Origin of the sequence: Vibrio sp. 10N.247.311.49 (assembly GCF_041467655.1) — a bacterium.
Taxonomy (GTDB): Bacteria; Pseudomonadota; Gammaproteobacteria; order Enterobacterales; family Vibrionaceae; genus Vibrio; species Vibrio crassostreae_C.
This window is the reverse complement of the sequence record NZ_JBFSVA010000047.1, coordinates 1-6,245: the sequence shown is the minus strand read 5'-3', so window position 1 is coordinate 6,245 and position 6,245 is coordinate 1. Positions and strand designations below refer to the sequence as shown.

Below are 6,245 nucleotides of genomic sequence, written 5' to 3'. Positions count from 1 at the left end.
TTCACAATAATTCATCAATCTTAATTAGATCACATTTTTACTTTAATTGGTATAAAGACACCGAACCCCTGCACTTCATGCTATTCCGGCACATATCAGAAAGCCTAGTCTGACGACTAGGCTTTCGTCGTTTCCTGCGTATGTGTTTTGGGTTTTAGTAGTAGATCCTTATCGCTAGCTATGAAGTACTTCTCTATATATCGGGAGGTGCTGCTTGGGAATATAGGTGGTCACTTCTAACTCTTAAGCTAAATAGAGCAGAGCACTAATCTGATTGTTTTACTATGTGAAATTCTCTATCGCGTACGTACTTCGCCCTAAGGAGTGAGACTTTATTGCTTGAATACGTAAAGGGTAATTGTCGATTATGTTCGTATTGGTACTCGTTTAGCTGCTATCTAAACCATACCTGATACACGTATCTGGAACCCTGAGACTGACTAAGGAAAAGGTAGGATGCTTAACACTTCAAGCTATCACACTCACTGTGCATAAATAGAGATGTTGATTCGAAAGACCATCAAACAAACCTAAATAGCTATCTCGTAGATACAAAAACGCCTAGCGTTTGCTAGGCGTTGATAAATAGTGTCTCTAATACATCGACTACAGTATTTGCTTAAGCACCCTATCGGCTTTCACACGAGTGATCTTACGAATCAACTTCTGAACTTCCATCGGGTAGCTCTCTACCTTGTCTAACTGCTTATAAGTACAGATAAGCTGAGTGTGTTGAAGGATGTTATCCACTTCAGCCTGAAACTTGTCTGTTAGGTGATGGTAGTTATCTTGGATAAAGATACCGTTCTCTAGATCCAACTTCCATGCGCGTGGATTTAGATTATTACCTGTTAGTAGCATGTAGCGCTTATCTACCCAAATGCCCTTTAGGTGGAAGCTATTGGAATCGTGTTGCCAAAGTCGAATTGATAGATTACGGCTAGCAATATGAGCTTCATTCGCTTTAGCGAAACGGCGTAAGTTCAGTTCGTAAAGGTATGGCAAACCACCAATCGTTTTAAACTCTTCTTCTGGTGAGATAAAGAAATCATTCGCTGTCTTATCACCAACAACAATGCTGACCTTTACGCCACGCTTAAGTGCTTTCTTCACTTCTTTAGCTAGGCTAGGTGGGAAGTTGAAGTAAGGTGTGCAGATGAAGATTTCATCTTTAGCTTGAGCGACGAGTTGGTTGATTCCCTGATTCAGACGGTTACGTCTTTTACCGATACCAACCAATGGTGTTACAGCCACTTGCTCTGCTGAAACCTCTTGCCCTTCGAATTGATACTGAGACCTTGCCAATGATGCTCGAAACTGACGAATCGCTGGTTTCAGTTCTTTGGTCGCAGGCTTGTTCTTATCAGCCAGGTCATAAACAGCGCTGTCCGCAACCATCTGTTCGTGTACGTAGGCAAACATTGAGTCAGCAAGAGCTGCATTGTTTAAAACATGGTAACGATCAAAGCGATAGCGGTCATGGTAATTCAGATAGATATTGTTAAGGCTTGCACCGCTGTATATCACGCTATCATCGACGATAAAGCCTTTTAAGTGCAATACGCCAAAGACTTCTTTGCCGCGAACGGGAATGCCATAGACAGGCACAGAATGTTGATATTTCTCTGCGAACTCTTTATACATGGCTGCATTGCCTTCAGAAGACTCTGCGCCAATCAATCCACGCTGCGCCCGGTGCCAATCGACACAAACGCTCACGTCTAATTCTGGATTCTTTTGCTTTGCTTCATATAAGGCAGTCAGGATCTCACGGCCAGCCTCATCATCTTCAAGATACAAAGCGACTAAACTAATACGAGTCGTTGCGCGAGATATTTCATCAAGTAGGCGAGTTCGAAACTCTTGCGCTGATAGTAGTACTTCAAACTTGTCAGGATTCTGCGCTATGGTTGGCAACTGTATGAATGGATTCCTACTGGCAATCATATTGACTGTTTTACCTTAAAAATATGCAAAATTGCGAACCTTTAATTTTACCAAAGGGATAGCACCAAATACTAGATAATCGAGGCATTCTCTAACAATTTTGCTGATAATGCATAGGAATGAGATCTTTTCCGCTATTCGAATAGCGCTCGTATAAAACTCTTAAACCATTTGGTAGATCTTTAGGGTCTACTTGTACGAATTTGTGTCGCGCGTAAAAATTGGTGAGATGAGCGTACGCAAAGCAGTAATCATCTTCCGTAAGCGTATGTTGCGCACAATAATCCATAAGCTGGGAGCCTAATTGCTGACCACGATGTTGTTTTGATATCGCCATACCGGTAAGTAAGCGATTATTTTCTATTGTACGAAAACGCACGACACCGCACAGTTCGTTATTCAGCAATAACGAATAGATCAGTTCACTCTTATTCGCTTTTCCCGTTGGGTAATGTTCTTTATAGAAACGTTTAACTAGGGGAACCTTTACTGGGTCTAATTGAGTAATGATGACATTGTTCATTCAGTCACTGCGCCATTGGTTTATCTGCTGTAGAATGACCGCAGTGTAAGTTAATTGAATATCGCCATGCAATTCCATCTCAATGCTAGTTTAAAAAATGTTCATACTTTTTCCATCGATCAGACGTGTGATGCGTTGGTTGAAGTCACCACTACCGAAGAACTTATTTCGCTTTACAAAGACCCTAAATGGTCAGCTTTGCCTAAGTTAATACTGGGTAAGGGCAGTAATATGCTTTTTACTGAGCACTTCGCTGGCCTGGTCATCGTGAATAAATTAGCCGGGATTGAGCTGGCCGAGACGGACAGTCATCACCTACTGCATGTGAGTGGTGGCGAGGATTGGCCTAGTTTGGTTAAGTGGAGTGTCGATAAAGGGCTGGGTGGTCTAGAAAATCTAGCAATGATACCCGGTTGTTCAGGCTCTGCTCCGATTCAGAATATTGGTGCGTACGGCGTTGAACTGCAAGATATATGCAAGTATGTTGATATCCTATGTCTGGATACTTATACAGTTAAGCGATTAAGCAAGGAAGAGTGTCTCTTTGGTTACCGAGATTCTATTTTCAAACATGCTCTCTACGGTAAAGCGATTGTTGTTGCGATTGGTTTAACGTTGCCGAAAGAGTGGGAGCCATGCAATCACTATGGCCCGTTAAAAAGCCTAGCAGCCGATACGCTCTCCCCTCGCACTATATTTGATGAAGTGTGTGCTATCCGTTCAAGTAAGCTGCCAGACCCTAGAGTACAAGGGAATGCGGGTAGCTTCTTCAAAAACCCTGTGATCACCAAAGATCATTTTGATCGCTTGTTAGCTCTATATCCAAATATGGTTGGTTATGAGAGTAATGACATGATCAAAGTTGCTGCTGGCTGGCTGATTGATCAATGCCAGTTCAAGGGTGTGACAGAAGGTGGCGCTCAGGTTCACCCCAACCAAGCATTGGTTATTATCAATTATGATGAGGCTTCTGCTGTGGATATCCTTAAGCTTGCAGAGCGAGTGCGCCAGTCCGTTTTGAATAAATTCGATATTCGATTGGAACATGAAGTGCGCTTTATGGGACGAGACTGCGAGACAAACTTGGATAAGGCTTTGGAGTCATTGGCATGAGAGAGCACAGTACCAAGCTTGCACTATTGAGATGTCTTGCTGACGGTGAGTTTCATTCAGGTGAAGACCTAGGTGAAATGATTGGCGTATCACGAGCGGCTATCAGTAAGCACATTAAAGGTATTCAAGAGTGGGGTTTAGATATCTACCGAGTACAAGGCAAGGGTTACAAACTAGCCAGTCGTTTGGATATGCTTGACCAAGACAAATTGTCTGCAGTTAGTCGCGATGCTTCTCTTGAACTCATTCCCATCATAGGTTCTACAAACCAACACCTATTAGAGCGCACTAACACCCTCGAATCGGGTTCTGTCTGTATTGCTGAATATCAAGCTGCGGGTCGTGGACGCCGTGGACGAGAGTGGGTATCACCATTTGGTGCAAACCTCTATCTTTCAATGTATTGGAGACTCGACGCGGGGATGGCTGCCGCAATGGGCTTAAGCCTTGTGGTTGGTGTAGCTGTTGTTGAAGCTTTGGAAGAGATGGGCGTAGAAGGTGTAAAGCTTAAATGGCCGAACGACCTTTACCACAATGACAAGAAGCTTGCAGGTATCTTGGTCGAGCTGTCAGGACAGTCTGGCGGCGCTGCGCATATTGTGATTGGTTTAGGGCTAAACCTATCCATGGATCCAACAACATCAGGTATTGGCCAGCCATGGACTTCCCTTAAAGAAGTGTGTGATGGGAAGGTGCCAGACCGTAACCAGTTAGCGCAGGCTCTGATCAATGCTTGGGATAAGTCACTTGTCGACTACGAGTTGAAAGGAATGTCCAATTTTTTAGAGCGTTGGAACCGCTTGGATAATTTCTTAGGTCGCAATGTTAGATTGATCATTGGACCTAGAGAAATTGAAGGTGTTGTTCAAGGCATCGATGAACAAGGTGCTGTATTGCTCAAAACTGAGAATGGTGTCGAGAGCTATATTGGTGGCGAGATATCGCTAAGAAAAGGCGACTAAGGCGTTACTATTTTCTTAGTAACACTTCTTCAACCATATGATCTGCGCCTTTACGTAGAATCAGGTGAGCCCTTTCTCTTGTCGGAAGGATATTTTGTTCAAGGTTCAAGCCATTAATTGAACTCCAGATACCTTCTGCTTTGTCCAATGCGGCTTGGTTCGATAATTTAGTGTAATGACTAAAGTAAGAGCCAGGCTTAGTAAACGCGCCATCGCGGAATTTCATAAAGCGATTGACGTACCATTCTTTGATTTGTTGGCTATCAGCGTCAACATAGAGTGAGAAATCAAGGAAGTCTGAAATAAACACGCGATGTGGCTCGTGTGGATAATTCATTCCGGTTTGTAAAACATTAAGCCCTTCAATAATAAGCACATCTGGTAGGTCGACGCACTTAACGTCATCAGTAATATTGTACGTAAGATGCGAGTAAACAGGGGCTGTGACATTTCTCTTGCAAGCTTTTACATCCGAAACAAAGTTCACTAAACGCTTGATATCGTAAGATTCAGGAAAGCCCTTTTTGCTCATCAACCCTTTCTCTTCTAACACCTCGTTTGGATATAAAAAGCCATCGGTTGTCACTAGTTCAACTTTTGGGTGGTTTTCCCAGCGAGAGAGTAGGGCTTTAAGCAGACGCGCAGTGGTACTTTTGCCAACAGCTACGCTACCCGCAATACCGATGATAAAAGGTGGCGCTTTCTCTTTCTTATCTAGAAATTGGTGGAGTACCGAGTTTCTATTCTGTCTGGCTGCCACATAGAGGTTCAATAGACGAGATAGCGGTAGATAGATCTCTACTGCCTCTTCCATTGTGAGCTTTTCATTGATGCCTTGAAGCTCTTTTAAGTCGCTCTCAGAAAGTGTCATCGGAACTAAATTCCTTAGCTCAGACCAACGTTCGCGGTCAAATGACATAAATGGGCTCATACAAAACTCTATAGTGGATAACAAAACAAGTGCATGGAAAATACATCAAGCGATAGATAAATAAAATATCTTCCTGTACTAGATGCGGGTTAAAGACGTAAACCTTGAGCTAAATAGCCGTATGTAGGAGTTTGGTAAGAGAATTTTGCACTTTTTTTCAATTTACTATTGCAAGGTGGAAAATCATTCAATAAAATGCGCCCCACTTGTGCCGACTTAGCTCAGTAGGTAGAGCAACTGACTTGTAATCAGTAGGTCACCAGTTCGATTCCGGTAGTCGGCACCACTTTCTCCCTTCCTATAAGGCAAGCGAGAGAAAGCTCAAAATTTGGAGAGGTTCCCGAGTGGCCAAAGGGAGCAGACTGTAAATCTGTTGGCACTGCCTTCGATGGTTCGAATCCGTCCCTCTCCACCATATTCTAAAGGTTAAATAGCTCAAACAGAGTTACGTGTTGCGTGCATCGTATAATGGCTATTACCTCAGCCTTCCAAGCTGATGATGCGGGTTCGATTCCCGCTGCACGCTCCAACTCATTTTGTGTGCTGATATAGCTCAGTCGGTAGAGCGCACCCTTGGTAAGGGTGAGGTCCCCAGTTCGACTCTGGGTATTAGCACCAGTCTAAAGCTTCTTCTCCTTTAATAAAGAAAACCATTTTTTTTGGTTGCGTGGTCTTATTTTAAGCCACCTAATCCGTACCTAGAGGGACACCCCATGTCTAAAGAAAAATTTGAACGTACGAAACCGCACGTAAACGTTGGTACTATCGG

The 6,245-nt window shown here is 43.3% G+C and carries 5 protein-coding genes and 4 tRNA genes; 6 read left to right on the top strand and 3 right to left on the bottom strand.

Going from position 1 to position 6,245, the window contains the following annotated elements; translation table 11 throughout:
* Positions 1–606: 606 nt before the first annotated feature.
* Together pssA and AB6E54_RS22500 are read right to left on the bottom strand one after the other, a co-directional pair.
* The gene (gene pssA, locus AB6E54_RS22505) at positions 607–1,947 is read right to left on the bottom strand and encodes a CDP-diacylglycerol--serine O-phosphatidyltransferase (RefSeq protein ID WP_029235079.1); all 1,341 of its coding nucleotides are present in this window, start codon (positions 1,945–1,947) and stop codon (positions 607–609) included.
* 91 nt (positions 1,948–2,038) lie between these two features.
* Positions 2,039–2,470 (bottom strand): GNAT family N-acetyltransferase, encoded by a 432-nt coding sequence (locus AB6E54_RS22500; RefSeq protein ID WP_017059798.1) that lies wholly within the window; start codon positions 2,468–2,470, stop codon positions 2,039–2,041.
* Between the two features lie 66 nt (positions 2,471–2,536).
* Here AB6E54_RS22500 and murB point away from each other — a divergent pair, with 66 nt between their 5' ends.
* Entirely contained in the window at positions 2,537–3,583 is a 1,047-nt protein-coding gene (gene murB, locus AB6E54_RS22495; RefSeq protein ID WP_102333084.1) for a UDP-N-acetylmuramate dehydrogenase, read from the top strand.
* Entirely contained in the window at positions 3,580–4,545 is a 966-nt protein-coding gene (birA, locus tag AB6E54_RS22490) for a bifunctional biotin--[acetyl-CoA-carboxylase] ligase/biotin operon repressor BirA (protein ID WP_017059800.1), read from the top strand. Before murB ends, birA begins: the two co-directional genes overlap by 4 nt.
* 7 nt (positions 4,546–4,552) lie before the next feature.
* Here the strand turns inward: birA and coaA are convergent, their stop codons facing one another.
* Complete coding sequence (coaA, locus tag AB6E54_RS22485; RefSeq protein WP_017066910.1) at positions 4,553–5,476, bottom strand: type I pantothenate kinase; 924 nt, start codon at positions 5,474–5,476, stop codon at positions 4,553–4,555.
* A 210-nt stretch (positions 5,477–5,686) separates the two neighbouring features.
* Between coaA and AB6E54_RS22480 the strand changes: the two genes are divergently transcribed.
* The 4 genes from AB6E54_RS22480 (at position 5,687) to AB6E54_RS22465 (ending at position 6,094) form a co-directional block, all read left to right on the top strand.
* Positions 5,687–5,762: transfer RNA gene (locus tag AB6E54_RS22480), tRNA-Thr, on the top strand.
* Between the two features lie 44 nt (positions 5,763–5,806).
* Positions 5,807–5,891 (top strand) — tRNA-Tyr (locus AB6E54_RS22475).
* 39 nt (positions 5,892–5,930) lie between these two features.
* Positions 5,931–6,005, top strand: a tRNA-Gly gene (locus AB6E54_RS22470).
* 13 nt (positions 6,006–6,018) lie between these two features.
* Positions 6,019–6,094: transfer RNA gene (locus tag AB6E54_RS22465), tRNA-Thr, on the top strand.
* Positions 6,095–6,245 lie beyond the last annotated feature (151 nt).